The sequence below is a fragment of the Pseudomonas sp. AC463 genome (assembly GCF_979253585.1).
In genome coordinates, this window is record NZ_CEEDDZ010000739.1 from 1 (window position 1) to 262 (window position 262).

General features: G+C 64.5%; 1 protein-coding gene. It reads left to right on the forward strand.

All coding sequences use genetic code 11. The features are described from left to right. Positions 1-262: hypothetical protein (locus AC0IYH_RS32170; RefSeq protein WP_471838372.1), on the forward strand; the 262-nt coding region annotated here is incomplete at both ends.

The window sequence follows — 262 nt, forward strand, 5'->3', positions numbered from 1 at the left end:
GTTGCTGGCGCAGGCCGGTGGTGACTGGTCGAGCTATGGCCGCGACGAAAGTCATGCGCGTTTTTCGCCGCTGACGGAAATCACGCCCGCCAATGTCGGCAAGCTGCGACATGTGTGGAGCTATCACATGCGTCCGGCCGGGACATCGGGCGAGAGCATCCCGATGCCCGACAGCGTGCCGGCGAAGTTCCGCACCGGTTTCTCCGCGTCCGAAGCCACGCCGGTGGTGGTGAAGGGGACGATGTACCTCGCGACTCCCTAT